The 26018-nt window shown below is 64.7% G+C and carries 21 protein-coding genes and 5 tRNA genes; 19 read left to right on the top strand and 7 right to left on the bottom strand.

The genetic code is table 11. The features are described from left to right. Positions 1-17: 17 nt before the first annotated feature. The 3 genes from CSC76_RS06080 to CSC76_RS06070 all read right to left on the bottom strand — a co-directional run bounded on the left by CSC76_RS06080 (position 18) and on the right by CSC76_RS06070 (position 6699). Positions 18-566, bottom strand: coding sequence for an Imm52 family immunity protein (locus CSC76_RS06080; protein WP_162109191.1), 549 nt, complete (start codon positions 564-566; stop codon positions 18-20). 3886 nt (positions 567-4452) lie between these two features. Continuing rightward, complete coding sequence (locus tag CSC76_RS06075) at positions 4453-4893, bottom strand: YbbD-related protein (protein WP_162109189.1); 441 nt, start codon at positions 4891-4893, stop codon at positions 4453-4455. 1476 nt (positions 4894-6369) lie between these two features. Continuing rightward, a complete protein-coding gene (locus tag CSC76_RS06070; protein ID WP_162109187.1) occupies positions 6370-6699 on the bottom strand; it encodes a hypothetical protein in 330 nt (109 codons plus the stop codon). Positions 6700-7222: 523 nt separating this feature from the next. On the opposite strand from CSC76_RS06070, the gene CSC76_RS06065 reads away from it, so the two are divergent. The 15 genes from CSC76_RS06065 to CSC76_RS05995 all read left to right on the top strand — a co-directional run bounded on the left by CSC76_RS06065 (position 7223) and on the right by CSC76_RS05995 (position 20243). Then, positions 7223-8230 carry an integron integrase gene (locus tag CSC76_RS06065; protein ID WP_162109185.1) on the top strand — a complete coding sequence of 336 codons (1008 nt, stop codon included), beginning with the start codon at positions 7223-7225 and terminating at the stop codon, positions 8228-8230. A gap of 1 nt (position 8231) precedes the next feature. Further along, positions 8232-10628 carry a DNA internalization-related competence protein ComEC/Rec2 gene (locus tag CSC76_RS06060; protein WP_162109183.1) on the top strand — a complete coding sequence of 799 codons (2397 nt, stop codon included), beginning with the start codon at positions 8232-8234 and terminating at the stop codon, positions 10626-10628. 2 nt (positions 10629-10630) lie between these two features. Further along, entirely contained in the window at positions 10631-11296 is a 666-nt protein-coding gene (locus tag CSC76_RS06055) for a MotA/TolQ/ExbB proton channel family protein (RefSeq protein ID WP_162109181.1), read from the top strand. Between the two features lie 8 nt (positions 11297-11304). After that, positions 11305-11727 carry an ExbD/TolR family protein gene (locus CSC76_RS06050; RefSeq protein ID WP_162109180.1) on the top strand — a complete coding sequence of 141 codons (423 nt, stop codon included), beginning with the start codon at positions 11305-11307 and terminating at the stop codon, positions 11725-11727. Then, on the top strand, positions 11724-13478 hold the full coding sequence (gene msbA, locus CSC76_RS06045) for a lipid A export permease/ATP-binding protein MsbA (protein ID WP_162109178.1): 1755 nt from the start codon (positions 11724-11726) through the stop codon (positions 13476-13478). The genes CSC76_RS06050 and msbA overlap by 4 nt, the downstream gene beginning before the upstream one ends. A gap of 11 nt (positions 13479-13489) precedes the next feature. Further along, a complete protein-coding gene (gene lpxK / locus CSC76_RS06040) occupies positions 13490-14497 on the top strand; it encodes a tetraacyldisaccharide 4'-kinase (RefSeq protein ID WP_379605372.1) in 1008 nt (335 codons plus the stop codon). Positions 14498-14524: 27 nt separating this feature from the next. Next, entirely contained in the window at positions 14525-15286 is a 762-nt protein-coding gene (gene kdsB, locus CSC76_RS06035; RefSeq protein WP_162109175.1) for a 3-deoxy-manno-octulosonate cytidylyltransferase, read from the top strand. Beyond that, positions 15283-15747 (top strand): low molecular weight protein-tyrosine-phosphatase, encoded by a 465-nt coding sequence (locus CSC76_RS06030; protein WP_162109173.1) that lies wholly within the window; start codon positions 15283-15285, stop codon positions 15745-15747. The genes kdsB and CSC76_RS06030 overlap by 4 nt, the downstream gene beginning before the upstream one ends. A gap of 31 nt (positions 15748-15778) precedes the next feature. Beyond that, entirely contained in the window at positions 15779-17194 is a 1416-nt protein-coding gene (locus CSC76_RS06025) for an NHL repeat-containing thioredoxin family protein (RefSeq protein ID WP_162109171.1), read from the top strand. Beyond that, positions 17191-19038, top strand: a complete 1848-nt coding sequence (uvrC, locus tag CSC76_RS06020) for an excinuclease ABC subunit UvrC (protein ID WP_162109170.1) — start codon at positions 17191-17193, stop codon at positions 19036-19038. Before CSC76_RS06025 ends, uvrC begins: the two co-directional genes overlap by 4 nt. Before the next feature lie 7 nt (positions 19039-19045). Next, positions 19046-19693, top strand: a complete 648-nt coding sequence (pgsA, locus tag CSC76_RS06015) for a CDP-diacylglycerol--glycerol-3-phosphate 3-phosphatidyltransferase (RefSeq protein ID WP_162109168.1) — start codon at positions 19046-19048, stop codon at positions 19691-19693. Continuing rightward, a tRNA-Gly gene (locus tag CSC76_RS06010) sits at positions 19684-19759 on the top strand. The genes pgsA and CSC76_RS06010 overlap by 10 nt, the downstream gene beginning before the upstream one ends. Positions 19760-19864: 105 nt before the next feature. Continuing rightward, a tRNA-Cys gene (locus tag CSC76_RS06005) sits at positions 19865-19938 on the top strand. 30 nt (positions 19939-19968) lie between these two features. After that, positions 19969-20044: transfer RNA gene (locus tag CSC76_RS06000), tRNA-Gly, on the top strand. Positions 20045-20156: 112 nt separating this feature from the next. After that, a tRNA-Leu gene (locus tag CSC76_RS05995) sits at positions 20157-20243 on the top strand. A gap of 14 nt (positions 20244-20257) precedes the next feature. Here the strand turns inward: CSC76_RS05995 and CSC76_RS05990 are convergent. Continuing rightward, positions 20258-20404, bottom strand: a complete 147-nt coding sequence (locus tag CSC76_RS05990) for a hypothetical protein (protein ID WP_162109167.1) — start codon at positions 20402-20404, stop codon at positions 20258-20260. Between the two features lie 155 nt (positions 20405-20559). Here CSC76_RS05990 and CSC76_RS05985 point away from each other — a divergent pair, with 155 nt between their 5' ends. The 4 genes from CSC76_RS05985 to CSC76_RS05970 all read left to right on the top strand — a co-directional run bounded on the left by CSC76_RS05985 (position 20560) and on the right by CSC76_RS05970 (position 23616). Then, positions 20560-22182: an FMN-binding glutamate synthase family protein gene (locus CSC76_RS05985; RefSeq protein WP_162109165.1), complete on the top strand. Its 1623-nt coding sequence runs from the start codon at positions 20560-20562 to the stop codon at positions 22180-22182. A 61-nt stretch (positions 22183-22243) separates the two neighbouring features. After that, a tRNA-Val gene (locus tag CSC76_RS05980) sits at positions 22244-22318 on the top strand. Between the two features lie 205 nt (positions 22319-22523). Then, a complete protein-coding gene (locus CSC76_RS05975) occupies positions 22524-23183 on the top strand; it encodes a hypothetical protein (RefSeq protein ID WP_162109164.1) in 660 nt (219 codons plus the stop codon). Between the two features lie 10 nt (positions 23184-23193). Continuing rightward, positions 23194-23616: a hypothetical protein gene (locus CSC76_RS05970; RefSeq protein ID WP_162109162.1), complete on the top strand. Its 423-nt coding sequence runs from the start codon at positions 23194-23196 to the stop codon at positions 23614-23616. Between the two features lie 164 nt (positions 23617-23780). Here CSC76_RS05970 and CSC76_RS05965 read toward each other — a convergent pair whose 3' ends face one another. From CSC76_RS05965 to CSC76_RS05955, 3 genes are all read right to left on the bottom strand, one after another. Next, the gene (locus tag CSC76_RS05965; RefSeq protein ID WP_162109161.1) at positions 23781-24236 is read right to left on the bottom strand and encodes a terminase small subunit; all 456 of its coding nucleotides are present in this window, start codon (positions 24234-24236) and stop codon (positions 23781-23783) included. Between the two features lie 83 nt (positions 24237-24319). Beyond that, positions 24320-25495 carry a phage portal protein gene (locus CSC76_RS05960; RefSeq protein ID WP_162109159.1) on the bottom strand — a complete coding sequence of 392 codons (1176 nt, stop codon included), beginning with the start codon at positions 25493-25495 and terminating at the stop codon, positions 24320-24322. After that, positions 25492-26016 carry an HK97 family phage prohead protease gene (locus CSC76_RS05955; protein WP_162109157.1) on the bottom strand — a complete coding sequence of 175 codons (525 nt, stop codon included), beginning with the start codon at positions 26014-26016 and terminating at the stop codon, positions 25492-25494. Before CSC76_RS05955 ends, CSC76_RS05960 begins: the two co-directional genes overlap by 4 nt. Between the last annotated feature and the right edge of the window lie 2 nt (positions 26017-26018).

Genomic DNA, 26018 nt, shown 5'->3' with positions numbered 1-26018 from the left:
TCGGCTTGAATGAATTGTTAGGCCGCATGCGTATACCGAGCGAGCGACCTGATGTCTGGCGACAGAAGATTGTCATGCCATTCAATTTCTTCCGCAGCACAAACGATGCCTTGCTTTGGGCGAAGTGCTTGAATGAGCCTATGAAATAGTAAGTTCGTCTTCTCTAGATCTGTCTGTAGCGCGAATGGTCCTGTTGCTGGAAGCTGCACAATAAAGTTGTTGCCTACATGCGGCAATACGCACCCAATATGAGTGGAAAGACTGTAGGCAGCTTCATCTTGGCCGCCTGACCATAGGCTCATTGAGAATCCAAGCTCTGCAATGATGCTGCGATCAATGTCTCTGCGATTCACTCCATTTCTGAGCAGTGCAAGAATTGTGTCAGCTGAAGGAGTGAAAGCCGTTGATTCTGCATCTCTACGAGCGCGCGCTTTTTGGAACCATCGCTCTAGGCCAGCATCCTCTAAAGCGTGAAATGCTACTAGTAGTTGTTGTGCGGCCTCTTCAACAGATGCGGCACGCTGCTCCCAATACAACGCAATGATTACGGGGGTCAATGGATTCATGCGGCCTAACACCAGAATTAAGCCGACCCGCGAAGCGGGTTCGGCTTGAATGAATTGTTAGGCGGCAAGCATGCCATAGCGAATCGACCGAACAAGTGCTAGAGCCCACAGGAGTAGAAGGGGCGATGATGCCAGCAGCCCAAGAGCGCTCTCCCCAAGTCTCCGGCGAATTAAGACGTTGCGAACTCCAAGACCAGCTCCGATCGCGGGCCCAAAGAAGGTGAGGGGCACAATAGTGACTGCCAATAGGTCACTGGATGTGCTGCCGGGAATCAGGTCACCTCGAAGCACCGCGTCTTGCGCCAGCAGCGAGGCAATCGCTGCTAAATAGCCAAGAGCAACGAATAAGATCGGCGATGAGAAGAGCTTCCGTAGGATATGGGGAAGGTTCATTGCCGCCTAACACCGGAATTAAGCCGACTTGGCCGCGTCAGCGGACAAGTTCGGCTTGAATGAATTGTTAGGCCGCACCGAGCGCGCTCCGGATTGCGGCCATTTGCTCATCGGTGTGTCCGACACCTGATAAAGCATCCCAATAAACACCCTCAACTCTTTTGAAATATATCCGGGCCTGTGAGGAGTCCGGCCAGTTAACGAGCAAACCGTCTGTGGTTGGAGTGACTGTAGTGGGGCGGACATTTGGCCTAAGTGGGAGCCATCCCTCCACGGCAAGCTCCGAGTGCTTACTGTGGAAATAAATGGCGGTCACGTACATCTCGCCACGAAGGGGCGAATGATCGAAATGCCAACGACCAGCGACAGTCCAGGCGTTCAGCTCGACTATCTCAACTTGCACCGGTCTCTCCCTGCGGCCTAACGCCTGAATTAAGCCGACCCGCGAAGCGGGTTCGGCTTGAATGAATTGTTAGGCGCCGTTCCGCAGCGCCGTCCATATAAACACGATAGCGAAGCCCACAGGCGGTGATAGTCCAAACAAAACATAGAAGCGATTCTCGCCCGTGCGGGCATCAGGATTTCTACTTATGAAACGAGCCGCAGAAAACGCAGCTGGTAGGCCAATGCCCGTGTACAGCAAGCCAGCCCAGAAGATCGGCACAGCTGCATGTCGGGGGGTTGACTGGGAAGCAATGATGAATCCAGCGGCAAAGGACAACAGCAAGGCGAGCGTCGGTAAAGTTATCAGAGCCTTTGTGAGGCGATCTACTTTCATGCGGCGCCTAACACCTGAGTTAAGCCGACCCGCGAAGCGGGTTCGGCTTGGACGAACTGTTATGCGCGCCAAGGTAAACCCGAAGCCAGCAGCTCGCAACGGGGTGGGCAGAGTGGGGAGCACGGACAAAGCATCCGAAGGCACGGAGCAGGTCGAGGCCAGCAAGGGCCGAAGCCAACAGCGCCGCCAATCCGTAAGCCATGAAGCCATCCTTGTGCCGAGCGGCGCGAACGTAATGCGTCCGAAGCCGAGTGAAGCGAAGCCGGGAGGCGCGAGCGAACCTGGCAGGTCAGCGACCGATCAACGCCGAAGTCTGTGATGCGGCAGGAATCGCAGCACCACCGAAGCCGACAACACCAACACACCTACCCACGCATAACGCCAGAATTAAGCCGACCCGCGAAGCGGGTTCGGCTTGAATGAACTGTTAGGCGCCAACCGAGGCGCCTGGGATAAACGCTAAGCAGAGAACAGAGGTGGCGAACCACGCCACGCACCCGACGGCCCAGTACTTGAAAGGTGCATCTCTGACCGCGGCGACCCACAGGTTAGCTGACGCGGCAACGCCGAGCCAAGCGAGTGCAATGTGCGAAGCCAAGGCGGGCACAAGATACGACAGAACTAGAGCCCCAACTGGCTGGAGCAATAATGCAGCGAGACGAACGCGATACTTGCTCAGGGCAGCCCGAAAAGGAAGTGGCGGAGTGTCATTGAAGATTGCCATTAGGGCCTAACGCCTGAATTAAGCCGACCCGCGAAGCGGGTTCGGCTTGAATGAATTGTTAGGCCTCAAGCTACACCCGCGGCTTGCGTGCGACAAGCCAGATGCCGAGGGCCAAAAAGGCCACGCCGACTGCGACGTGAAGTAATAGCTGGCCAGTCTGAGGTGGCGCCCCAAAAGGATCTGAGTCATTGGCTAGCTGCACGCCTTGTGGATCAGCAAGGGCCAATAAACCAAAGATCACGACACCTAGGCCGAGTGCGGAAACCAAGTAGCCGATTGCCCTGACAGAAAATCTCATGGTGCTTGCTCTTGAGGCCTAACACCAGAATTAAGCCGACCCGCAAAGCGGGTTCGGCTTGAATGAATTGTTAGGCTGCACCCAGCACCTCTGACCATACCGCAGGCGCGAGGGCCAGCACGAGAACGATAGTAGGTCCGACTGCCGCAGCGAGCCACAGGGGAATGCGCTTATGCCGATAGACCGCAACCGCAGCCAGCATGCTCCCCAAGATGACCGCTCCCCAGAAAATTGAATTGCCTCGGGCAAGCGGGGCGTCGGGAAATACAAGGCGAACCGTAAGGTAGAGGATCAAAGGCGGCACTACTAGTCCGGAAGCAAACGCCGTGAACGAATGGCCGAAGCGCCAAGCTCGAGGGACAGCTGAGGGCGTCGCTTGTGGAGGCTGGTACGGATTTCTCATGTGCAGCCTAACACCTGAATTAAGCCGACCCGCGAAGCGGGTTCGGCTTGAATGAATTGTTAGGTGCCAGTCGATCGCTTGTAATCAAGCGAAGTACAAAGCACCCACCCTTCAACTCCATTGGCTGTGCGAACGTAGCACGCCCAATAGTCCTTGCCATAAGCATCGTGTAGAACGTTGACACTAGCGCCGCGACTCAACGTTACGAGAGGAACTTGAGCCGGGTGATTGATTGAGCCCTCATATGCGGCCATCTCCTCAGAGCCGAAAACACTGGCCTGCTCGATCGCGCGTGATGAAACGCCGTTGGAGCAGCCGGCGAGAGTGGCAACCAAGCAAGCAGCCGTTGATTTTATAACCTTGCGATTGGCTTGCATGGCACCTAACACCTGAGTTAAGCCGACCCGCGAAGCGCGTTCGGCTTGAACGAACTGTTATGCGCGCCAAGGTAAACCCGAAGCCAGGGGCCCGCAACGGGTCTGGGAAGACAGGGGGCGCGGAAGAAGCCTCCGTCAGCACGGAGCAGGTCGAGGCCAGCAAAGACCGAAGCCAGGAGCGCCGCCAATCCGCAAGCCATGAAGCCATCCTTTGCCGAGCGGCGCGAACGCGATACGTCCGAAGCCTACTGAAGCGAAGCCGTGTGATGAGACCAGCCCGGCTGCGTCAGCGACCGATCAACGCCGAAGCCAGCGTCGGAGCGGAATCCAGCACATTACCGAAGCCGACAACACCAACACACTTACCCACGCATAACACCGGAATTAAGCCGGCCCGCGAAGCGGGTTCGGCTTGAATGAATTGTTAGCCCCCACACACGATCTACCAAATTGGCTCACGGCGAATCGGATACTCAATCATGAGAGCGGGGACAGTGACTTGTTGTGCGTTACTGATAGGAACGAGCAATGGTAAAGAGTACTCAGTGCTGGTGTAGGCGGAAACTGAAACTTGGCTAAGCGTTTCATCGCACTCGTCGCCCCATAGAAGCGAGTGCCCAGAGTAAGTGTCGAACCAGACCGGTATCGAGTATTTCCCGTTGCGATCGGTCAAAGACATGGCTGGCCCACCCGGTACGGAGTGGGCCAGCCATGATGCTCCGACCAAGGCGCCGGACACAGGGGCACCATCAGAATCAAGAGCCACCCCTGTAACAAGGAATAGTTGCGTCGCGCACTTGGCAGAAGCTCCAGGAGAAAAGGCAACTAAAAGTAGGAACGCAATGATTGCTCGCATGGGGGCTAACACCTGAATTAAGCCGCGCCGCGAAGCGGCGTCGGCTTGAATGAATTGTTAGCGGGCATAAGTGCGCCAGTGAAGCACCCGCTGTCCATCTGCCCTGACACCAACGAACGTAAAGTCTGTTGCATCGGCCGGGCATTTATAGAAAGCATAAGACTCGCGGAGCTCCTTTTCGTTTGGCCACCAGCGGCGCTGGATGTAAGCCGGGACGGTGCCTTTGAAATCTGTCGGAATGCAGCTTTCTGGAAGCGACAGCGAGTCTCTACTAGGGATTGAGAAAGACAACTCACTGGCATTTGAGTCAATGTTGTGGGTCTCCTGGAGATTGATGGCGTCCGAAGGCAGCCAGCGGGGAATCCATCCTTTCTCCAAGTAGCCGCTATCAATGACTTCTTTGGCTGTTGAGTAAGAAGCGTCGGTTGTCTCCCAGAAGCAACCAGAAGTAAGCAGGCAAGTTACGGCAATCAATGACTGGCGGAAGTGTTTGCTCATGCCCGCTAACGCCTGAGTTAAGCCGCGCCGCGAAGCGGCGTCGGCTTGAACGAACTGTTAGACCTGAGCGGATAGCCGATCCAGAGGGGCATAGAAGATATCCAGCTGTTCTTTGGGGCATCTGGAAGAAAGATCAATTGGCAGCATTTGTTCGCTTGTAGGATTTTTACGCGCAACATGTACAACCACTGATATGAGTTTGGACGTCTCAAGATTGAAAAGGAGGCTGAACTTTGGAGCCGGCCATGATCCGGGATCTACTCCAGGATCGAAGAACGAAACATTGAGGTAAGGCGGAAGTGTCGATCTGGTGTGGTACCAAGAAGCTGATGCTCTGACTTCACTCATCGAGCGAGACGCGATGATTGCAGATGCGCAAGACGGAACCACGGTGTTGACACCAGAAACACTAAGCTCTATAGACTCAATATAGGAGTTCTCAGGTGTCCTTTTGAAGTTTACGTTTAGCTTTGCAGGGGCATAAGCGTCGGGAAGGCCCTCAAGCCTGCCGTCCTGCTTGATGTCGATCTGCCTGTCTTGATGGGCCTGTGCACTAGCACTTGCCGCAATGATCAGAAGCGTAACAAGTCGGCAAGCTCTCATAAGGTCTAACACCTGAGTTAAGCCGACCCGCGAAGCGGGTTCGGCTTGGACGAACTGTTATGCGCGCCAAGGTAAACCCGAAGCCGATGGTCCGCAACCGGGCGGGCAGAGTGGGGAGCACGGACAAAGCATCCGCAAGCACGGAGCAGGTCGAGGCCATCAAAGGCCGAAGTCGAGAGCGCCGCCAATCCGAAAGTCATGAAGCCGTCCTTGTGCCGAGCGGCGCGAACAAGGTGCGTCCGAAGCCGATTGAAGCGAAGCCGGGGAGCGCGAGTGAGTCGGACAGATCAGTGGCCGATCAACGCCGAAGTCGATGGCGTGGCGGCATCCAGCACATCACCGAAGCCGACAACACCAACACACCTACCCACGCATAACACCAGAATTAAGCCGACCCGCGAAGCGGGTTCGGCTTGAATGAATTGTTAGACCTGCCAGCCGTGGGGCTGGAGCCCTCAAAGTGAAACTCTACCGGAACCTGGTGGCGGCAGGCTTGCTCTCGCAACGGATAGCGCCACTCTGCTACAGCAGAAAGAATGGCGTCGTTGTAGCCAACTGGCTTGCCGCGACTGCGTCCGATCGGTTGCCACTCCGCAGAGACAATGACTGGGGATTGCACATGCCCGTTAGGCCGAATGACAAAGGCGACTTGGGCTTTGCCAGAAAACTCGTTGTGTAGCCGGGGTGGCAGCCTAGGTACAACCGTAGCTGTAGGGGCAAGCTCGGATGAGCAGCGTGGGAGCGGCGCAGCCGCAGCGCACGCGCACAGCGCGATGCCGAGAGAAAAAACCACTGAGCTGTAGATTTCTCTCATGGCAGGTCTAACACCTGAATTAAGCCGACCCGCGAAGCGGGTTCGGCTTGAATGAATTGTTAGGTCTTGAGTGCACCATAAGTCAGCCCGGAAAGCACGAAGACCAAGAAGATTGTGGCCGCAACGTAGAGTAGCCGAAAACAGCTATCTCCTAGCGCATTGAGATGAGCGTCGTCGATCTCTCGATAGGCACGCTGTGTGACGAATCTGGTCGCCGGAGCGGAAAGGGAGGGCTCGGAGAGTGAGTCTGGCGCGATCTTGGCCCAGGTGCTCGGGTGCCTTTGCCGCAGGTAGCTGTTTAAGCGGCTAGAGCAATGGATGGATGCCGCGAATGCAGGCAGCACCGCGAGCGCGGAAAGCAGGAATACGATGCCCACGAAGGTTTCCATCAAGGCCTAACACCTGAGTTGACCGGACCCGCCATGGGTCCGCTCCGACGCCGATGATAGCCGGATCCCTGCCGAAGACGCGGGCCCCGATGCGGGTTCCGGTTGAACGACTAGTTATGCGGCAGCGGTCCGGATGCCTGCAATGCGGAGCGTCACTCCTGGCCATGCCTGCTACCTGAAACCCCTCCGCGGAAGCGCCCGGTAAAAGCGGCTGACCGGAGCACCGCAAGCCCCGGCTTGTGGCGCGCCGGTTGCGCCGCTTTTGTAGCAGGTGAGCGAAGCGGCTGACAATCGGAAAGCGGCGCGCAGTGATGTCAGACCTTGCCCATGCCAAAGGGATCTGATTCCGCCCTGCCGTATAACACCTAGTAGACCCCAAAAAGGGGTAATAGCGCCGAGTATTCAGGTCGTGCCGGTGGGCGTCAATCGGGGTTTTCCTATGCGAGTTCAGTGCCTTGCCTGATGGCGGGTGTTGCCGGCGGGTGCGAGCGTGGGGGCGTTATTCGCAGGGAATGCGGCGGTCATGGAATATCAGCCGAAGGTCGGGGCGGTATCGGAGGCGGGCGAGGGCGGGGTACGTGGGCGCTTGTTGGAGGACGTTGTCCGGCGTTTGCGGGTCGGTCACTACAGCTTGCGTACCGAGCGGGCATATCTGGGATGGATACGACGGTTCATCCTGGCCAATGGGACACGTCATCCCCGTGAGTTGGGGGCGACGCACGTCGAGGCGTTCCTGACCGGTCTGGCGGTGGAGGGGCACGTGGCGGCCAGCACCCAGAACCAGGCCCTGTCGGCCATCCTGTTCCTCTATCGCGACGTGCTGGGCATGAAGCTGGCCTGGATGGACGACGTGGTACGCGCCAAGCGGCCGCGGCGTATTCCCACGGTCCTGTCGCGAACCGAAGTGCGCACGTTGCTGGCCAACATGGAGGGGCGCATGGCGGTGCTGGCGCGGCTGCTGTACGGCACCGGGATGCGGCTGATGGAAGGCGTCCGCCTGCGGGTGAAGGACGTGGATTTCGCCCGCAACGAGATCACGGTGCGGGAGGGCAAGGGCGGCAAGGATCGCCGGACCGTGTTGCCGGCGTCGCTGGTGCCGGCGTTGCAGGCGGAGGTGGAGCGCGTACACGTCCTGCACCAGTGCGATCTCGGGCGGGGCGCGGGCGAGGTGTGGCTGCCGCATGCGCTGTCGCGCAAGTATCCCAAGGCGTCAAGGGAACTCGGGTGGCAGTACGTGTTCCCTGCGCGGAACTTGAGCCTGAACCCGCGCGATGGCCGGTGGCGGCGGCATCACCTGGACGAGGCGATGCTGTCGCGGGCGCTGAAGCGTGCGCAGCTTGCCGCGGGCATCAACAAGCCGGTGACGGCGCATACGCTGCGCCATTCCTTCGCCACCCATCTCATCGAAGCAGGCTACGACATTCGCACCGTGCAGGAACTGCTGGGGCACAAGGACGTCGCCACCACCCAGATCTACACCCATGTCCTGAACCGCGGCGCGGGCGCGGTGCTCAGTCCGCTAGACCGCTGACATGACGGCCGCCGCCCGTCCGGCACGATATCCGCTGCCGCCTTTCGGCCTGACATGTACCGCAGCGGTCTTGCTGGGCATGGTGGCTCTGCTGTGGTCTCCTGTACTGCCTCCGGTCGCCGTTCTGTGGGTCGGGCTGGTCGCAGGGATAGGTGGCTGGTGCGCAGGCGCACGTTGGCGTTGGACGGGGGCGATGCTGGCGGGGGGGGCCTGGGCTGGCCTGCATGCCACGTGGAGCTTCAGTGCGCAGTTGCCGCTCGCCTGGGAGGGGCGCGATGTCATCGTCAGTGGACGCGTGGTGGGCTTGCCGGAACCGCAGGCCCGGCGCACGCGCTTCCTGCTGCGGGTGGACGATGCCGACACACAGCCGGCGCCGCTGCGCGGGAAACTGGTCCGGCTGGCGTGGTACGACGACTTCGGTGCCGAGGTGGCCGGTCCCCGCACACGGCTGGGTGCGGGCGAACGCTGGCGGCTGCAGGTGCGCGTGCGTGCGCCGCGGGGATTGGCCAATCCGGGCGGGATGGATGCCGAACGCCATGCGTTGGCGCTGCGTATCGCGGCGACCGGTTACCTCCGCAATGCCGCGCTGGCGCGAGAGCTCGCGCCGCCACGCGGGATCGACGCCTGGCGCGATGCCATGTCCCATCGCATCGCGCGGGAAGTACGCAGCGACGCGGCCCGCTTCGTGCGCGCCCTGGCACTGGGCGACACGCGGGCACTGGACGATGCGGACTGGCAGGTCCTGCGCGCCACGGGCCTGACACATCTCATCGCGATCTCCGGATTCCATGTGGGGCTGGTGGCAGGCGGCTGCGCCCTGATCGGGACCGGACTGTGGTGGCTGTTCCCGGCGCTCGCCCGATGGGTGCCACGTCCGCAGGTGGCCGGCGCGATGGCGTTGGCAGGCGCGGTGGCCTATGCCACCGCCGCCGGGTTCGCGTTGCCGACGGTGCGCACGGTGCTGATGATCGCCGTGGTGGTGCTGGCCCGTCTGGCGCGCCGCCATGTGCGCCTCGTGGACGTGCTCGCGCTGGCGATGCTGGCCGTCCTGGTGTTCGACCCGTTGTCGCTGCTGGCGGCCGGGTTCTGGCTCAGCTTCGGCGGCGTGGCCTGGCTGGCCTGGTGCCTGCCTGCGTCGATGCATTGGGCGAAGGCGTTCCTGCCCGCGCGGGCGGTGGCCACGATAGGCCTGCTGCCGTTCACGGCGGTGCTGTTCGGGCAGACGTCGCTAGCAGGGCCGGTGGCGAATCTGGTGGCGATCCCGTGGTGGAGTCTGGTGGTTGTTCCGTTGGCCTTGCTGGGAACGGCACTGGATACGGTTCATGCGGGGGCAGGCGCGTGGGCGTGGCAGGCCGCGGCCGCGTGTTTCGGGCCCACCTGGCGCCTCTTCGAGGTCGTGGCCGCCCATCCCCACGCCCTGCACTGGTTGCCCGAAAGTCCGGCCTGGACGCTGTGGCTGGCGCTGGCCGGTGGGTTCTGGCTGCTGATGCCGCGCGGCGTGTCGGGCAAGGCATTGGCCGTGCTGCTGTGGCTGCCGCTGGTGTGGCCGGATCGCGAGCGGCCGCGCGCGGGCGAGGTGGAACTGGTGGTGATCGACGTGGGGCAGGGGTTGTCGGCGCTGGTGCGTACCTCGCGCCATGCGTTGCTGTTCGATGCCGGCCCGGCGGTCGAGGACGGATTCGATGCCGGCGAACGGGCCGTCGTGCCGGCCCTGAGAGCGCTGGGCGTGACGCACTTGCACGCCCTGGTGGTCAGTCATGGCGACAACGACCATGCGGGCGGGGTGGATGCGGTGCGCGACAGCCTGTCGGTGCGTACCGTGCTGTCGCCGCTGGGCAGTGGGGTGCCGGCGCGGGCGCCCTGCGTGGCCGGCGCCGCCTGGACGTGGGACGGGGTGCGTTTCCGGTTCCTGCATCCAGGGCGCTACTTCCCCTACCTGGGCAACGAGGCCAGCTGCGTGCTGAAGGTGGAAACGGCGCACGGCAGCCTGCTGTTGCCCGGCGATATCGGCGCCATCGTCGAACGCGGGCTGGTGCATCGCGACGCGGCATCGCTGCGTGCGGACGTGGTGGTGCTGCCGCATCACGGCAGCGCCGGTTCGTCCGATCCGACCTTCGTCGCCGCCACGTCTCCCCGGCTGGTGCTCAACTCCAGCGGCGCCGGCAACCGCTTCGGTCATCCGCGGGCGCCGGTGGTCGCACGCTGGCGCGCCCGCGGCAGCGAACTGCTGGATACGCAGTCCAGCGGTGCGCTGCGGGTGTGGGTGGGCGCGGACGGGCTGCAGGTGCGTGAACGGCGTCACGACCGGCCGCGCTGGTGGGACGCGGTGCGGCGCCAGCGGGCCGGTGGGCTATCCTATCGGCCGGAAGAGGAACGGCCCGATGCGCCGGAGGACTGAACGTGCTGGAACTGGTGAAGGCCGGCGGTTGGCCGATGATCCCGCTGCTGCTGCTCGGCGTGCTGGCCCTGGCCATCGTGGTGGAACGTTTCTGGTCGCTGCGTCGCAAGGAGATCCTGCCGCCGGGACTGGGCGAAGAGGTCCGCGCCTGGGCCACCCGCGGCCAGCTGGAACCGGCCCATATCGACTCGCTGCGCCGCAACTCGCCGCTGGGTGAGCTGCTGGCGGCGGCGCTGGACGTGCGCAACAGGCCACGCGACCAGATCCGCGAGCGCATCGAGGACACCGGTCGCCACGTGGTCCATCGGATGGAGAAGTTCCTCAACGCCTTGGGCAGCATCGCTTCGGCGGGGCCGCTGCTGGGGCTGCTGGGCACCGTGGTCGGCATGATCCAGATGTTCCTGGGCATCCAGGACAGCGGCGTGGGCGACGTCAACGCCCTGGCGGGCGGCATCGGCAAGGCGCTGGGGTGCGCGGCGGCGGGCATGATCGGGGCCATCCCGGCGCTGCTGTTCCACCGCTACTTCCGTGGCCGGGTCACCGGTTACGTGATGGAGATGGAGAAGGAGGCCACGGCGCTGGTGGATGCGCTGGAGGCCCGCCATCCGCGCCCGGTGGTGCGCCCGTCCGGCGCGGCCGCCGCGGCGCCGGCGCCGACCAGCGCCTGAGGCGCCGCATGCGCATCCGCGACGACCGCGCGCAGGAAGAGCCCGAGATCAACCTGGTGCCGTTGATCGACGTGATCCTGGTGCTGATCATCTTCTTCGTCAGCACCACCACCTTCGACGCCCGCTCGATGCTGCAGCTGCAGCTGCCCAGTGCCGCGGGCGAGCCGGTGGCCGCGCAGGTGAAGGCGCTCAGCGTGCTGGTCAATGCCGATGGGCGCTACTTCGTCGATGAACACGAAGTGCTGCGGCCCGACATAGATGCCCTCAAACAGACCCTGCAGCAGGTCGCCGGCAGCGATCGCAGCCGGCCCGTGCTGCTGCGCGCCGATGCGCGCACGCCGCACCAGGCCGTGGTGACCGCGCTGGATGCGCTGGGCCAGCTGGGCTTCCGCAAGGTCAACATCGCCACCGCGCCGGAGGCGCAGAAGTGAGCGGAACCGATTCGCCATGGAAGGTGTATACCCGGCTGCTCGGGTTCGCCAGACCGTACCGGGGGCTGCTGCTGCTGGCCGGAGTCGGCATGCTGCTGGAGGCGGGCGCCGGCGGTGCGTTCGCCAAGTTGATGGAAAGCGTGGTCGACGAGACCTTCATCAAGCGCGACGAAGCCAAGAGCCTGCTGCTGCCCGCCTACATCGTGGGCCTGTTCGTGATCCGCGGCGTGGCCGGCTACATTACCGACATGGGCATGGGCAAGGCGGCGCGCAGCATCGCGCGTGATTTCCGTGTCGAGGTGCTGGGCAAGTACCTGCGGCTGCCCGGCCTGCGCTTCGACACCGAACCCGTCCCGTCGATGCTCGTGCGCCTGGGATCGGACAGCGATCAGGTGGCGCAGGCGGCCGTGGACGCGATGAAGGTGATGATCCAGCAGTCGCTGCAGGTCGTCGCGATGCTGGCCGTGATGCTCTACACCAGCTGGCAGGTGACCATCGCCATCCTGCTGATGGCACCACCCCTGGCATGGATGATGGACCGGGTGGCCAAGCGATACCGCCGCATCAGCCACCGCATCCAGGAGAGCGGGGCGGAGATGATGCAGGCCGCCGACCAGACCCTGTCCAACCAGCAGGAAGTGAAGATCTACGGCGCCCAGCGGACCGAACTGAAGCGCTACGCCGGGCTGGCGGACACCAACCTGAAGCTGGCGATGAAGGTCGAGGCCACGCGCAGCATTTCCTCGGCCATGGTGCAGCTGATGGGCGCGGTGGGCCTGGCGCTGCTGCTGTTCTTCGCCGGTCGCGAGGCGATGGCCGGGCGCCTGACGGCAGGGGGGTTCGTATCGTTGATGGTGTCGATGATGGCCATCATTCCCGCACTGAAACAGCTGACCAACGTGCAGAACATGCTGCAGCGGGGCGTGGCATCGGCGCAGCGCCTGTTCACGGTGCTGGACGCGGACGACGAGCAGGATCACGGCACCCGCCCGCTGGACCGCGCGAAGGGCGTGATCGAATTCCGCGACATCACCGCGCGTTACCCCGGCCAGAGCCGTCCCGCGCTGGAGGGCATCCACTTCACCGCGCGGCCGGGGACCGTCACCGCCATCGTCGGCCGTTCCGGCAGCGGCAAATCCACGCTGATCAAGCTGATACCGCGCTTCTACGAGGCAGAATCAGGCCAGATCCTGCTCGACGGCCATCCCCTGCAGGACTACCGTCTGGCCGACCTGCGCCGGCAGATCGCGCTGGTGGGGCAGCAGGTGATGCTGTTCGACGGCACCGTCGCCGCCAATGTGGCGTACGGCGAGCTGCAGGGCGCGCAGGCCGGCGCCATGGAAGAGGCGGTGCGCGGCGCCAACGCGATGGAGTTCGTCAGCGAGCTGCCGGAAGGGCTGCACGCGCCGATCGGCCACAAGGGTGGGCGCCTGTCCGGTGGCCAGCGGCAGCGCCTGGCGATCGCGCGCGCGATGCTGAAGGACGCGCCCATCCTGATCCTGGACGAAGCCACCGCCGCACTCGACAACGAATCCGAACGGCTGGTGCAGAACGCACTGCAGAAGCTGATGCCCGACCGCACCACGCTGGTCATCGCCCACCGCCTGTCCACCATCGAGCATGCCGACCAGGTGCTGGTGCTGGACCAGGGTCGCCTGGTCGAACAGGGGACCCACGGCGAACTGCTTGCACGTGGCGGCCTTTACGCGCACCTGTACCAGATGCAGTTCCGCGAGGGCGAGGCGGGGTGAGCAGGCGCACGATGCCGCAACCTCCGGGCTACTGGTTCGGCAACGCACCCGTGCCGGCCTGGGCACGCGCGCTGGCGGGCGTGTACGGTGCCGTCATCGCCCTGCGTCGCCGGCTCTACCGGATGGGCGTGCTGCGCCGCCACCGTGTCGGTGTGCCGGTCATCGTGGTGGGCAACATCATCGCCGGGGGCACCGGCAAGACGCCGCTGACCATCGCGCTGGTGGAGCGGCTGCGGGCCGCGGGGTTCCGCCCCGGCGTGGCCAGCCGCGGCTACGGGCGCGGGAACGAAGCGCAGGCACGCTGGGTGGACGCGGGCACGCCGGCCAGCGAAGGCGGCGACGAGCCCGTGCTGATCGCACGCCATACCGGGACCCGGGTGCGCGTGGATCGCGATCGGGTGGCGGCGGCGAAGGCGTTGGTCGCAGCCGGGTGCGATGTCGTCATCTGCGATGACGGATTGCAGCACTACCGCCTGCGGCGCGATATCGAGATCGAGGTGATCGATGGTGCGCGCCGTTACGGCAACGGTCGCCTGATGCCGGCCGGCCCCCTGCGCGAGCCGGCCGCGCGCGCGGCAGAGTGCGACTTTCGCGTGGTCAACCTGCCGGACACCGAAGGCGCCGCGGGATTCGGTGAGTGGCCGCTGCACCTGCAGGCCGACGATGCGCTGCCGTTGCGCGGCGGGCGGCCCAGGCCGTTGTCCGCGTTCGCGGGTCAGCGCGTGCACGCGGTCGCCGGCATCGGTCATCCAGCGCGCTTCTTCGCCATGCTGCGCCGCCACGGCCTGGGCGTGGTGCCGCACGCCTTCGCCGATCACCATGCCTATCGCGCCGAGGATTTCGAGTTCGGCAGCGAACTGCCCGTACTGATGACCGAGAAGGACGCGGTGAAATGCGCGACGTTCGCCAACGGGTGGTTCTACAGCGTGCCGGTGGCGGCCAAGCTGCCGGAAGCCTTCTGGATCGCGTTGCTGGAACGGCTGGCGGAGGCGACGGCCGCCCGGGCCGGCAAGGCCTGAATCCCTTCCTTTAGTGAGTGTTGCCCGATGACCGATTTCATCGTCGCCATTCCCGCCCGGCATGCCGCCTCGCGCCTGCCCGGCAAGCCGCTGCGCCTGCTCGGCGGCACCCCGCTGGTCGTGCACGTGGCCAGGCGCGCGCTGGCGGCCGGCGCGCGCGAGGTGTGGGTGGCCACCGACGACACGCGCATCCGCGACGCCCTGCTGGAAACGGGGGTACGCGTGGCGATGACGTCCGAACGGCATGCTTCCGGCAGCGACCGGCTGGCCGAATGCGCCGACATCGCCGGGTGGGCGGACGACACCATGGTGGTGAACCTGCAGGGCGATGAGCCCTTCGCGCCGCCGGCAGGGATCCGCGCCGTGGCCGATACGCTGGCATCCAGCGGCGCCGACATGGCCACGCTGGCGGTGCCCGTCGAGGACGCGGCGACGCTGTTCGATCCGAATGCGGTCAAGCTGGTGCGCGCCGCGAACGGCGACGCGCTGTACTTCAGTCGCGCGCCCATCCCCTGGCATCGCGACGCCTTCGCGCAGTCCCGCGATGCCTTGCCCGAGGGTCAGTGGCTGCGCCACATCGGCATCTACGCCTATCGCGCCGGTTTCCTGCGCCGGTTCGCGGCCATGCCGCCGGGCAGGCTGGAGCAGGTGGAGTCGCTCGAACAGCTGCGGGTGCTGGAAGCAGGGCATCGCATCGCGGTGTCCCTGACCCCGGCGCCGTTTCCGCCCGGCGTGGACACGCCGGAGGACCTGGCGCGGGCGGAAGCGATCCTGCAGGCGCAGGCGTGAAACTGCTGGTCGTCTGCCTGGGCAACATCTGCCGGTCGCCAATGGCCGAGGGCGCATTGCAGGCGCGCCTGGCGGCGTCGCCGCTGGCCGGCCGGGTGCAGGTGGATTCCGCCGGCACCGGCGGCTGGCATGCCGGCGAACCGCCGGACAGGCGCGCCATCGCCTGCGCCCGCGGCCATGGCGTGGACATCGCGGGGCAACGGGCGCGCCAGCTGCACGCCGCCGACTTCGAGGCGTTCGACTGGATCCTGTGCGCCGACCGCGCCAATGTCCGCGATGTCCTGCGCTTGGCACCCGCGGCACGCCGCGAGCGCGTCGCGCTGCTGCTGGAATGGGCCGGCATCCGGGCCGGAGGCGAGGTGCCCGACCCCTACACGGGTGGGCCGGACGACTTCCAGCGGGTCTGGCGACTGGTCGATTCGGCCGCACAGGCGGTCGTGGCCCGGCTCGCTGCCGGTTGAGACTTGGGCATAATCACGGAAGATGACGGACATGACCCTGGCTCCTGAACTGCCGCGCAGCCTGCAATGGCTGAACGCGCCCGCGACCACGCTGCACGAGCAGCGCGGGCGCATCGTCGCCCTGGCGTTCGTCAATGGCGCTTCGGCCTGGTGTGCGCAACGGCTCAACGACCTGGCCGTGCTGCAGGCGCGTTACCTGGGCCGCCTGCAGGCGCTGGCCATCCACGTCCCGCGCTTCGACAGCGAGCGCGAACCGCAGGCCGCGCTGAAGCGGCTCCGGCGGCACGGCAATGGGCTGCCGCTGGCGCACGATGCCGACTGGGTGGCCTGGCAGCGTTTCGGCGTTGACGCCTGGCCCACTGTCCTGCTGATCGATGGCGAAGGCCACGTGCGTCATCGCGCGGTGGGCGCGGAAGGCCTGGCCGAGCTGGAGCGGCAGATCGCCCGTCTGTGCGACGGCCTGCATGCGCCGCCGGACGACGACCTGCGTGCCTTTCGCGAGGCCCACCCGGAGCCGCGGATGCCCCTGTGCTTCCCCACGGGACTGGTGGCCACGCCGGATCGCCTGTTCGTGGCCGACACCGGCCATCACCGTGTGCTGGAGTGCAACCATCAGGGCCGGGTGATCCGCCAGTTCGGCATGGGTACGCCGGACCTGGCCGACGGCGAACTGAACCACGCCGCGTTCCGTCGGCCCCATGGGCTGGCGCTGGTGCGCGAGTCGCTGTACGTCGCCGACACCGGCAACCACGCCCTGCGCCGCATCAACCTGCCCACCAGCACGGTGGACACGCTGTGCGGCAACGGACGCGCGGGCGAGCCCGCCGAAGGCGTGGTGGTGGCGCCGCGCGATGTCGCGCTGAACCAGCCGCAGGCCCTGGTGGTCAACAACAACCAGGTGTTCCTGGCGATGGCGGGCGACAACCGCATCTGGAGCTACGACCTGGGGACGCGCGAGATCCGTGCCCGCGCCGGCTCGGGCCAGCTGGACGTGCGTGACGGCAGCGGGCCGATGGCCGCATTCGCGCAGCCCGCCAGCTTGGCCGCCGTGCTGCAGACGCTGTACGTGTGCGATGCGGCCGGCTCGGCGATCCGTTCGATGCAATTGCGCGGGGACGTCGTGCAGACGCTGATCGGGCAGGGCGCTTGGACCTTCGGCGCCGACGACGGTCCGCGCGATCGCGCGCGCCTGCAGCATCCGCAGGCCATCGCGCTGGGGCCCGATACGCCGGTCATGTGGATCGCCGACAGCGGCAACGGCAGCCTGCGCACGCTGCGGTTGGGCGGCGGCGAACTGGCGACGGTCGCGCTGCCGCGCGCGCTGCACGGGCCCGCGGGTCTGTCGGTGGCCGCGGGCGCGGTGTGGATCGCCGAAACCGATGCCCATGCGGTGCTGCGCTACGATATCGCCACCGGCGAACTGAGCCACGTGCCCATCGACGAATGAGCGGCAGTCCCCAGGCGGAATTCGACGGCAAGGCCTTCGCGGCCGCGCTGAACACGGCACCTGGCGTGTACCGCATGTATGCGGCGGACGACACGCTGCTGTACGTGGGCAAGGCCGGCGCGCTGCGCAAGCGCGTCACCAGCTACTTCAACAACTCGCCTAAGTCGCCGCGCATCCAGTCGATGCTGTCCCAGGTGGCGCGCATGGACGTGACGGTCACCCGCACCGAGGCCGAGGCGCTGCTGCTGGAGAACCAGCTGATCAAGTCGCTGACGCCGCGCTACAACGTGCTGCTGCGCGACGACAAGAGCTATCCGTATGTGCTGCTCACTCGCGAGGAATGGCCGCGCATCGCGTTCCACCGCGGCGCGCGCGCCGTGCCGGGGCGCTACTTCGGCCCGTACCCCAGCGTCACCGCGGTGCGCGAGACGCTGAACCTGATGCAGAAGCTGTTCCGCATCCGCAACTGCGAGGACAGCGTGTTCCGCAACCGCTCGCGGCCCTGCCTGCAGTACCAGATCGGGCGCTGCAGCGGGCCGTGCGTGGGCCTGGTGGCCGAGGCCGACTACGCCGAATCGGTCCGCCAGGCCACGCTGTTCCTCGACGGCCGCAGCGACGAACTGACCCGCGAACTCGGCGCCGCCATGGAGCAGGCCAGTGCCAGGCTGGAATTCGAGCAGGCCGCGCGCCTGCGCGATCTGGTGGCGTCGATCCGCACGCTGCAGGCGCGCCAGTACGTGGACGGCCACGCCGCCGACCTCGATGTGCTGGCCTGCGCCATGCAGGGCAGCCAGGCCTGCGTGCTGCTGCTGGCGTTCCGCGACGGCCGCAACCTGGGCACGCGCACCTTCTTTCCGAAGACCAATGGCGAGGACTCGGCCGCGGAGGTGCTGGGCGCCTTCGTGTCGCAGTATTACGCCGAGCAGCCGGCGCCGCAGGAGATCGTCCTCGACCGCGAAATCCCGGACGCGGAGCTGATCGAGCACGCACTGGCCGCGTCGGCCGGACGCAAGGTCCAGCTCAAGTGGAACGTGCGCAGCGAACGCGCCGGCTACCTGGACCTGGCCAGGCGCAACGCCGAGATCGCCTTGGCGACCGAACTGACCAGCCGCAACGCGCAGACCGCGCGCAGCGAAGCGCTCAAGGACCTGCTGGGCCTGTCCGAGGTGGCCAAGCGCATCGAGTGCTTCGACATCAGCCACACGATGGGCGAGGCGACGGTCGCCTCGTGCGTGGTGTTCGATGCCAACGGTGCCGTGCGCTCCCAGTACCGTCGCTACAACATCACCGGCATCACGCCGGGCGACGACTTCGCCGCCATGCATCAGGCCATCGAGCGCCGGTTCCGGCGCGCGGTGGAGGAGGGGGGCGTACTGCCCGACGTCCTGCTGATCGACGGCGGCGCGGGCCAGTTGGCGCAGGCGCAGGCCGCGCTGGCCGACCTCGGCGTGGCGGGGGTGACCCTGGTCGGCGTGGCCAAGGGTGTGGAGCGGCGTGCCGGCCACGAGGCGCTGGTGCTGCCCGATGGGCGTGAACTGCGGCCGGGGGCGGCATCGCCGGCGTTGCAGCTGATCCAGCAGGTCCGCGACGAGGCGCACCGCTTCGCCATCACGGGTCATCGCGGCAAGCGGCAGAAGGCCCGCATGACCAGCAGGCTGGAGGACATCCCCGGCATCGGCCCGCGCCGGCGCGCCAGCCTGCTCAAGCACTTCGGCGGCCTGGCGGGCCTGAAGGCCGCCGGTGCCGATGAGATCGCGCGGGTGGAGGGCGTGAACGCCGCGCTCGCCGAGCGAATCTACGCTAACCTGCACGGACTGCCGTCCCCTGAGGCAGGAGCCGAGTAAGCCCGCAATGAAGTTGACCGTTCCCACGTGGCTCACCTTGCTGAGGATCGTGCTGATCCCGGTGCTGGTGCTGGTGTTCTACCTGCCGTATTCGTGGACCAACTTCGCGGCGGCCTTCATCTTCGTGCTGGCGGCGGTCACCGACTGGCTGGATGGCTGGATCGCGCGCCGCTACCACCTGTATTCCGCGTTCGGCGCCTTCCTCGACCCGGTCGCGGACAAGCTGATGGTGGCCGTCTCGCTGTTCCTGATCGTGCAGGACACCCCGACCATGTGGATGGCGATCTGGGCCGCGGTCATCGTGGGGCGCGAAATCGCCGTGTCCGCATTGCGCGAATGGATGGCCGAACTCGGCCAGCGCGCCACGGTGAAGGTGGCGGCGCTGGGCAAGATCAAGACCATCGTGCAGATGGTGGCGCTGTCCTGCCTGCTGTACGCGTCCACCCCTGGCCGGCAGGCGCTGGAGGATATCTGGATGGGCCGCTGGGTCTTCCTGCTCGGGGACTGGCTGCTGGCGATCGCCGCCCTGCTGACCTTGTGGTCCGGCATCCAGTACCTGCTCGCGGCGTGGCCGATCCTGCGCGAAGGCGAAAAAAAGACGGTTGACAGACCCGAACAACACGCTACAATTTCGTCTCTCTCGACGCGGGAATAGCTCAGTTGGTAGAGCACGACCTTGCCAAGGTCGGGGTCGCGAGTTCGAGTCTCGTTTCCCGCTCCAGATTCGCTTCGCAAGAAGCAACGACACAACCCCGCATGCGGGGTTTTGTTTTGCAGGCGCCTTGAAAAAGCGCCTGGATTGCGCCAGTCTGGCGCGGTCGCCATCGGCCTGGTGGCAGAGTGGTTATGCAGCGGACTGCAAATCCGCGTACGCCGGTTCAATTCCGACCCAGGCCTCCAGTACCAGGAAGACGCAACCGCGTCCTCCACGCGGGAATAGCTCAGTTGGTAGAGCACGACCTTGCCAAGGTCGGGGTCGCGAGTTCGAGTCTCGTTTCCCGCTCCATGTCCGCTTCTCCGGAAGCACGTCGAAGCCCCGCATGCGGGGCTTCGCTGTTTCCGGCGCCCGGAAGGGCGCCGCTTTCCAACGCGGTGCGAGTGAGGCAGGCTATCCGCGTGCCCGGATGGCGAAACTGGTAGACGCATCGGACTTAAAATCCGCCGGCCGCAAGGCCATGCCGGTTCGATTCCGGCTCCGGGCACCAGTTCGCCGATGCGCTCAGCGCGGCGGCCGCTTCTCTTCCTCGCGCACCTTCTTGCGCACGAACATCGCGACCGCGAAGGCGATCCCCACCATCACGATGCTGCCGCCGATGGCAAGCCAGCCCACCGGTTCCATCAGGATTTCGCGCAGGACAGGATGCATGTCGGTATCTCCCCGGTTGTGGTGGCGCCAACCTCGCACCCCGGGCGAGGCGGGGCATTGATCAGGATCAAACCCCTGCACCAGACGATCCGCGCCCGCGGCATGCGGTCGCAGGGCATCGCATAGAATCGGGGCAGGCCAACGGGAGACAGACGATGCAGCGATACCTCGCCTACGGCGCCACGCTGCTGCTTGCGGTGACGATGCTCGTGCTGGCCGCGTTCTGGCCGGTCGCCTGGTGGGGCGTGGCGGTCTTCGGCGCCCTGGCGCTGCTGGGGACGTGGGACCTGCTGCAGACCCGCAGCACGCTGCGCCGCAACTATCCGGTGCTGGCGCACTTCCGTTACGGACTGGAGTCGGTCGGCCCGGAGATCCGCCAGTACTTCATCGAGGGCGATACCGCCGAAGTGCCGTTCTCGCGCCAGCAGCGTTCGCTGGTGTACCAGCGCGCCAAGGGCGTGATGGACGTGGTGCCGTTCGGCAGCCAGCAGGACGTGTATGGCGTGGACTACGAATGGATCAACCATTCGATGGCACCGACGCACGTGGATTCGCACGATTTCCGCGTCGTCATCGGTGCGGCCTCGGCGCAGCCGTATTCGGCCAGCGTGTTCAATATCTCGGCGATGAGCTTCGGCGCGCTGTCGGCCAACGCGGTGCGGGCGCTGAACGAGGGCGCGCGGCGGGGTGGTTTCTACCACGACACCGGCGAGGGCTCGATTTCGCCGTATCACCGGGAAAAGGGCGGCGACCTGGTCTGGGAGATCGGCTCCGGCTACTTCGGCTGCCGTGACGGGCAGGGTCGCTTCAGCGAGGAGCGCTTCGTCGAAAACGCATGCTCGCCGCAGGTGAAGATGATCGAGCTGAAGCTGTCCCAGGGGGCCAAGCCCGGCCACGGCGGCGTGCTGCCGGCGGCGAAGGTCAGTGCCGAGATCGCGGCCACCCGCGGCGTACCCATGGGGCATGACTGTGTGTCGCCGGCGACGCATTCGGCGTTCTCCACGCCGGTCGGGCTGCTGCAGTTCATCGCGCGCCTGCGCGAACTGTCCGGTGGCAAGCCGACCGGCTTCAAGCTGGCCATCGGTCACCCGTGGGAGTGGTTCGGCATCGCCAAGGCCATGCACGAAACCGGCCTGCTGCCGGATTTCATCGTGGTCGACGGTGCGGAAGGCGGCACTGGCGCGGCGCCGGCGGAATTCATCGACCATGTGGGCGTGCCGATGCACGAGGCGCTGCTGCTGGTCCACAACACGCTGGTCGGGCTGAACCTGCGCGACCGCGTGCGCGTGGGGGCGGCCGGCAAGATCATCAGCGCCTTCGACATCGCCCGCACAATGGCGATGGGGGCGGACTGGTGCAATGCCGGGCGCGGTTTCATGTTCGCCCTGGGCTGCATCCAGTCGCAGAGCTGCCACAACGACCGCTGCCCCACGGGGGTGGCCACCCAGGACCCGGCACGCTGGAGGCACCTGGACGTGGCCGACAAGTCGGTGCGCGTGCAGCAGTTCCACGACAACACCCTGAAGGCGCTGCGCGACATGCTGTGCGCGGCGGGTCTGGAACATCCCCGGCAACTGGGGCCGGAACACATCCTGCGCCGCGTGTCGCCCATCGAGGTGCGATCGCTGGCGTCCCTCTACCGGTTCCTCGAGCCGGGCGAACTGCTGGACCGGGTGCCCTCGCACGCGGTGTTCCGGGACTTCTGGGCCGAGGCACGCAGCGACGCGTTCGCGCCGCCGCGTCGGGTCAGCGCCCTGTGCGATACCAAGGACCGCTGAGCCCGAGGGTGCGTTGACCGCATCCCCGGTCCCCGTTTATCATGCGCGCCCCGACGAATTCGGGCGGTTAGCTCAGCGGTAGAGCACTGCTTTCACACGGCAGGGGTCACAAGTTCGAAACTTGTACCGCCCACCATATAAGCCCCTGATATTTAGGGGTTTTTTGACACAAAGGCCACCTTAAACGGGTGGCCTTTGTGTTTTCGTCCTGCAAGGGTCCTGCAACGGGTGAATTGCGGGCCCTTCTGGCCTGCGGTGCAGGCTGGTTTGCGCTCCCGCCTTCCCCTAATGTGAACGGCATAGGGGACATTCAGTGGGCTAGGGTGCCCAGGGAGACAGGGATGACCGGAAACAGAGCATTGGGTCGCGGAGCGCTGTTCGTCGTGATCTTGGTCGGACTGGGCGTGACCTGCTGGCGAACGCGCGCACTCGGTTTCGCTGAGGCGACGCAACTGTGGTCTGCCGTGGGAACCGTGGGTGCGGTGGCGGTCGCACTTGCGCTAGCTTTCTTGCAGACCGGCAAGGAGCGGCGTGATGAGGCCAAGAGAGCAGCCGCCGCAGCGATTCTCCTTAGTGGCGATATCTACAACCTTCGCGCGGCCATGAGTTCAGTGGTTGACCACGCCGAGCAAGTGAAGCAAAACCCGTTCGGCTATGGGCAATGGCTGAGTGGCGTATCCCACTACCTGAAGAACTATCCCCCTGTAATTGCGGACAAATACTTGCCGTTTGTGGGAGACCTCCCGCCGGATGCGTTGTTCGATTTGACGATTGCGGATAGATGGCTCGCCAACTTTAAGAAACGCTATGCCTTCGATGAGGGCGTAACGCTACTGGAAGTCGCGAACGGATTTAGCGTGATGATTGACGAAATCGTGGCGGGCTACCGGGTGGTAGTTTCGGCAACTGACCGACTTCATCCGCTCTCACAGGTGCCCGGGCGCGCGCCTTGGAACGCCAACGCACCGTCATGGGCTGTGCCGCCCGAATTGGAAGAATGAGAGGTCGGCGATGGCGAAGCTAAGTACGGATCGGGAAATTCTGCATTGCATCTACGAAATGTACGCGGCGGACTTTCGCGCCAATCAGAAGATGCCGGACGATGACGTCGGGAACCGAATCTATCTGCCAATAGATGTGCGGGCTGTAGCTTCAAAGCTGGGGGATGATCCGCACGTACTTTTTGGGCGTCTGTACTATCACCTTGCCCATGAGTACGGATACAAGAAGGATGACGGAGCAAGGGTCGATCTATTCGCTTTCAAGATCGCCGATCAAATGCATTGCATAAATTATCCTTATCTTGCAGCGATTCTCTCGGATCATCTGTCACAGCACACTGAGAATACAAAAGCATTCTGGTTGTCAATCGCAGCGCTAATCGTCTCCATAGTATCGGCGCTAGCAACTGTCTTGCCGATGTTGAGCGAGTAACAAAGAAAGGCCCCGGTAGCACCTTGGCGCACTACCGGGGCCTTTACCCAACTTGGCCTTGACCACCTTGGGCATGGTGCAGTTTCACGACTCCTAAGTCGGTTCTGCTGGTGCGGTTTTTGTCGCTGCGGCACTCACACCTAATCCGCTTGGGGCACCGTGTTCTAGTCGTTGCGCACCACCGTCAGCTTGGGCGGTGCCTGTCGCGTTGCGAACTTGCTGCGACCGCCACGCGCGATCTTCCGTGCGTTTTCTTTCGTCGTCTCTTTCTTCCCCGTCTCGCCCATGCGGGCGTGCATGTAGGGCATGAGCTTGAACGCTGCATCTGCCCGGACAGCGATAGGCAGGCCATCTAGGTTCATCACGTCCAGCAGGAACGACTTAGGGTCGGTGTACTTGCCACGCGGCATAGTCGGAGCGCCGGTCTTCGTATCCACGCCAGGCGTGACCTTCGTGGCCGCTGCAATGGCCTTGCGGACCGCCGGATGCTTGGCCAACCGATCACCGGCCTGCGCCGCGCTGCCAGGCGCGTAGCCGGCTGCGATGGCGGCATCCCGGTTTGTGCATCCCGCCACCTTGTGCGTCACGAACGCCTGCTGCTTTTTGGTCATTGCGGTCATGTTTGTTGAACCTTCAATGGGGTTTTAATCTCTGAATGAGGGAACGTCCGGTCTAGACGTCAACTGAAACCCAGTGATTTCCGTCAACTGGCCTGTGGTGTAGGTGTAGCGTCAACGCGCCGCGCTGGCAGGTTCTCCAAGCGCCGCGCCTCTTCCGGGTCCATCACGCCACTCTCAATCATGGTCTTGTAGAACTCGGCGCGCTCAGTGGCAGTGCCACGCAGCAGAGCGTCAACAGCGTGTTCCGCATAGAAGCGTTGGCGAGCAATGGGGCCAAGCATCTGCTGCGAGATAGCCGACTCCCACAGCGTCAGCCAACGCGTCAGGCTGAACTTCACGAACTGCGCTCCTAGGCTTTCCACGTTGTTGTAGCTGGCCTGTTCCAACGTCTGCACGAGGATGGGCGGCACCCGGAACATGCGGCACACTTCGGTCACGCTGAAGTTCATGGCCTCCAACCATTGCGCGTCTTCGTTGGACAGTCCGATGTTTTCCAGCTTCAGGCCACGCACGCCCATGATGAGCGTCTTGCCCGCGTTGGCCGGTGTGGAGTAGTTCTCCATCACGCCACGAATCGCCGTCATCTGTTCGGTGGTCAGGTCGCTCTTGCCATCGTTGTAGAGAACAGATGCCGGGCGCGCGCCACGCCCAAAGCTGGCAGCGCCATGCGTCCGCAGCGACAGCGCCAGGCCCAATGCCTCACGGGCGATGGTCACGCGGGACTTGCCGACAATGCTGGCCGGGTCCGTGCGATCGCGCAGGTGCAAGACCTCATCGGCCAGCAGCCGGACCGGGTGGCCCTTGTCGTCGGTGTAGTCGTAGCGATAGCGGCCACTGTCCAGCTTCACGATGGACATGCGGCCAGGATGCAGCGGGTGCAGCGCCGTCACTTCGCCCGCGCCGTTGAACTCCTTACGGGCGTAAGCGTTACCCCACAGCAGGACGGTGGCGGTCTGCGACTCCCGGAACTCCATGCCCGTCTGATAGTCATTCGGGCGTTCCAGCACGCGAGACAGCCAATGGTTATCTGCACGCTCCCGGCTGCCGTCGTCGTTGCGACGGTACGTGTGCAGCGGCAGGCAGGCCGTGGATTCGCTCAGGGCCTGCACACAGGCGAAGACGGTAGAGATTGACTCAGCGCTGCGACTGTCCACGTATGCGCCCGCTACTGTGTTGTTGCCACCATTTGCCAGGGCGTTCCAGGAAGGGTCTTCAGCACGGCGCTCAGTGCGGCCGCGCAACATGTCCAGGATTTTCATGGGCGGCAGGTCTCCAACCAGTAATGCAGCAGTGAGCGTTGGGCGTCAGGGCGAAGGCTGCGCAGGTTCACGGTGGTGTCCGCGTAAGCCGGACGGCTCTGGACGATGGACACTTCATCCAGCACCACATTGCGCAGTTCGCGCGTATCGCCGTTCCAGTGGTCGCCACCGGCCGGCACGTTGAAGGCAAAGGAACAGCCGCCCAGGTCGCCACGCTGCGCCAACGCGGCCAGGTCACGCCCGGCTTGTGTGTCGGGCAGTTCCAGCGAGAACGCCAGGCCCGTGTCGTCCTCTGCCAGCGTCAGCGTGCCGCTACGCGTGCGGCCCAACACTCGGCTGTAGTCGTGGTCCGCCAGCGCCAGGATGTCAGCACCGGAGGCCAGCGAGGCCGCGAAAGCTCCCCGCCGGATGATTTCGGTGAAGTCACCGATGGTGGTGGGGCTGTCGAACTTGGCGATATAGCCCGTCAGCTTGCGGCCGTTGGCGGTCACGCCGGCCGTGGCACGTTTCTCGATGGTCATGG

The sequence above is a fragment of the Pseudoxanthomonas mexicana genome (assembly GCF_010093385.1).
In the GTDB taxonomy this organism is placed as follows: Bacteria; Pseudomonadota; Gammaproteobacteria; order Xanthomonadales; family Xanthomonadaceae; genus Pseudoxanthomonas_A; species Pseudoxanthomonas_A mexicana.
The sequence above is the reverse complement of the archived record's forward strand: the minus strand, read 5'-3'. Positions and strand labels throughout refer to the sequence as shown.